Origin of the sequence: Pedobacter sp., from assembly GCF_040513095.1 — a bacterium.
Classification (GTDB): domain Bacteria; phylum Bacteroidota; class Bacteroidia; order Sphingobacteriales; family Sphingobacteriaceae; genus Pedobacter.
Genome location: NZ_JBEVDX010000070.1, coordinates 1 through 3,891 on the forward strand (window position 1 = coordinate 1; position 3,891 = coordinate 3,891).

Genomic DNA, 3,891 nt, shown 5'->3' on the forward strand with positions numbered 1-3,891 from the left:
ATAGTTGTAAGAGACTATTGGCTTTTTCTGACGCTCAGACCAGTAATCGATTCTTTTGTAACTTATGATAAGTTTGTTCTCAACATCCGTAGTGGAGAACGCAGGAGTGATGAGTGTTAGCAAGAGAAGGGTAAACATTGATTTCAGTATGATATCATTATTATCAGTAATCGTTTTAGTAAATATATCAGCTAAGCTCCCTTTATTAAAACATTACCCATTTCTGAGGGGTTAAGAAAGTGTAATCTTTAATATTATGCTGGGAAATAAGACAATAGTAGTGACAGGAGCTTCAAGTGGTGCAGGAAAAGCAATAGCCTTAGAATTTGCATTACAAAAACCTACATTGATTCTGGCTGCCAGAAATCCGGATGCTTTGCGTGAAGTAGCAGAAGAATGTTCAGAGTTGGGGGCGCAGGTAAAATATGTGATTACCGATGTCACCGACGCAAGTGCGATGATCGAACTGGCGGCAGAGGCGAAAGCTTTTGGCGGCAAAATAGATATATGGGTAAATAACGCCGGTCTGCTCGCTGTAGGCAGCTTTGACGAGGTTCCTCTGGCTGTGCATCAGCAAGTGATCAATACCAATCTTATGGGCTACATCAACGGGGCGCATGCTGTTCTGCCCTATTTTAAACTTCAAAAGCATGGTGTGCTGATCAATAATATCTCTATCGGCGGATTTCTTCCTGTTCCTTTCGGTGTAGGTTATTCTGCCAGCAAATTTGGTCTGAGGGGATTCTCAGCTGCTCTGAAAGCGGAACTGGCAGACTGGCCAAACATACATATCTGCGATGCCTTTCCTGCATTTCTGGATACTCCGGGGATACAACATGCAGCAAACTATACTGGCAAATACCTAAAGCCTGCTCCCCCTGTCTATGATCCCCGTCGTGTAGCCATAAGCATAGTTAAGCTAGCGGAAAAACCCCGGGCTGAAGTTATGATTGGAAGTGTATCTACCTTATTAAGATTATCATATGGCTTATTCCCCGCATTAACGCGTGGCATTACCGGGGCAGTTATCCGTACTTACCTGAAAAATGCTGATCCCATTGCAAAATCTGATGGGAATGTGTTTGGTCCTGTGGATTATGGGAACGCAGTATACGGAGGATGGGGAATTCCGGGAAAACCCAAAGCACATCGCAAGTATCTGGTTGCGGGATTACTGCTTGCAACTGCTGCAGGTTTACTCTCTCTGCGCCGGAAATAGTTATCCCGGTATTTTCTTTTGTAGATTATTTGTCTGTTTGGATCGATTCAAAGATTTGAGTACTTTTATCCTTGAGGTGATATATATACCTATTAACGATTCTCAATTTCTTTATGCGACTGTCAAACCAGATATATTCTTTTTTTTCCGTTTTAAAACAGGCGTTAGCAGGTCGTGAAGTTGATTTGACATCGATCAGTATCAAGAGAGCAATTGTTCTTTTGGCTATTCCTATGATGCTGGAAATGGCAATGGAATCTGTTTTTGCTTTAGTTGACCTGTATTTTGTGGGGCATCTGGATAACAGCAGGATCGCGATTCAGACGGTAGGGCTTACAGAGTCGGTACTAACTGTTATTTATTCGCTGGCTATTGGCTTAAGCATGGCCGCTACGGCTGTTGTTGCCCGCCGTATTGGAGAAAAGAATCCTGAAGCGGCAGCCAAAGCAGGCATGCAAACTATTGTAATGGCATCTGTGATTAATGTGGCTATCAGCATTGCCGGGTTTTTATACGCCAAAGATATCCTTCTGATCATGGGGGCTTCGAGGGAAACCGCTACTCATGGAACCAACTTTGTCCGCATTATGATGGGTGGAAGCATAATTATCGTCATGCTGTTTTTGATTAACGGGATCTTCAGGGGTGCCGGTAATGCTGCGATCGCAATGCGCAGTTTATGGATCGCAAACATCGCCAATATCATTCTATGCCCAATTTTTATTCGCGGACTAGGCCCGATACCTGCCTTCGGTTTAACGGGAGCTGCAATGGCGACTACCCTTGGACGCAGCCTGGGCGTTTGCTATCAGGTTTACTGTTTATGGAACGGTAAAAATATTCTAAAGGTCCGTCCCCAGTACTTTATACCCGAATGGGAACAGATTAAAGCCATTACCAAAATTGCAGCTCCTGGCATTTTGCAGTTTGTGATCGCGAGCTGCAGCTGGATTTTCCTTGCAGAATTGGTAGCTACTACTGGTGGAGACACAGGCTCGGCAGGTTATCAAACCTCACTACGGCTCATGATGTTTTTTCTGCTGCCGATATGGGGATTAAGTAATGCAGCTGCAACTTTGGTTGGTCAGAATTTAGGTGCCGGACACGTGGACAGGGCCGAGCAATCTGTATTTCAGACGATCAGATATGCAGTAGTGATCTTAGCAGTTGTGAGTATTTTATTCCTGACCTGCGGAAACCTGTTTGCATCGTTTTTTACCGAGGACGAGGCCGTGAGGGATGTGGCTACTTTATCACTCCGGATTTTAAGCTTTGGTTTTATCATTTATGGTATGGGCATGATTTTTACGAGTGCCTTTAATGGCGCTGGAGATACATCCACCCCAACAAAAATCAACCTCTTTACATTTTGGGTATTCCAGATTCCTTTTGCTTATCTGCTGGCCAAATATTTTGAAATGGGACCAAAGGGGGTGTTTATTTCTATTCCTACCGCAGAGATTGGATTAACCATAGCGGCCTATATCCTTTTTAAGAAGGGGAAATGGAAAAAAACCCAGGTGTAATTGAAAATAAAGCATCAATTAATACAAGTATTTCTTTTGTAACTATTATAGTTCAGTAATGACTGCAGCATAGCCACCGTTTCTGCTTAACCTGACAGGAATAACAGCATCAGCGGTAACCTGAGTGTTATCCGTTTTATAATCCATAGCCTGCCTGTCAGCATTGATCCCATCTGAAAAAGAGCTCATCTGGTAAGTATGGTTTTTCTCCAGGAAATCCAGTTTGATGGTCAACTCCCTCCCTTTTGCATTTGTAATACCTCCGATAAACCATTTCTTACCTTTTCTTTTTGCTACTACCACAACTTCACCAGCATCCGCCACCAGTGCTTTTGTCTCATCCCATGTAACAGGTACCTGGGTAATAAAGTCTGTGCAATCCTGATTGTTTTTGTATAGTGTTGGATTATCGCATAACATCTGCACACCGCTTTCGAACAGGACAAAGAGAGCCAGTTGATAGGCCCGGGTGCCCACACTGGCCGAGTTAGGCCGAATACCGCCATACACTTCCGGCTGCATATTGATCATGGCTCCGGGTGTGAAGTCCATGGGGCCAACTATATTTCGCATAAAAGGCAGATAGATTGAATTTGCAGGCTGGCAGTTTTCCATTTGTTCAAGGCCTCGTACCCCCTCATAAGAGATCACATTGGGATATTTATGTTCTAGTCCCCTCGGTGTAAAGGCACCATGAAAGTCTACAAGCATATTATACCTGGCTGCTTCTTTGGCCACCCGCTCGTAATAGTTAACCATCCACTGGTCATTTCTGTCCATGAAATCGATTTTTACGCCCTTGATTCCCCATTCAGAGAAAGTCTTGAACAAACCCATGTTCTTCTCCACACTGAGCCAGGTGAGCCACAAAATAATATCTACATTTCTTGTCTTGCCATAACGGATCAGTTCATGCAAGTCTACCTTTTTATTTGGCGTAAATGGATCATCAACAGATTCTGCCCATCCTTCATCCATAATAATATAGGATACCTTGTTCTTCGACGCAAAGTCGATATAGTATTTATAAGTCTCCAGATTAAAACCGGAAACGAAATTCACATCCTTCCCGTAAGGCGAAGCTGCATTCCACCACTCCCAGCTCACCTGCCCCGGACGGATCCATTTGGTATCCCTGATGACAGA

The 3,891-nt window shown here is 43.8% G+C and carries 3 protein-coding genes; 2 read left to right on the forward strand and 1 reads right to left on the reverse strand.

All coding sequences use genetic code 11. The annotated features are described in order from the left end of the window. Positions 1 to 256: 256 nt before the first annotated feature. Positions 257 to 1,219, forward strand: a complete 963-nt coding sequence (locus ABWY16_RS09015) for an SDR family oxidoreductase (protein WP_353904316.1) — start codon at positions 257 to 259, stop codon at positions 1,217 to 1,219. 113 nt (positions 1,220 to 1,332) lie between these two features. Beyond that, positions 1,333 to 2,745 carry an MATE family efflux transporter gene (locus ABWY16_RS09020; protein ID WP_353904317.1) on the forward strand — a complete coding sequence of 471 codons (1,413 nt, stop codon included), beginning with the start codon at positions 1,333 to 1,335 and terminating at the stop codon, positions 2,743 to 2,745. Between the two features lie 45 nt (positions 2,746 to 2,790). Here ABWY16_RS09020 and ABWY16_RS09025 read toward each other — a convergent pair. Then, positions 2,791 to 3,891 (reverse strand): glycoside hydrolase family 97 catalytic domain-containing protein (locus tag ABWY16_RS09025; RefSeq protein ID WP_353904318.1); only part of this gene is annotated, 1,101 nt, incomplete at its 5' end.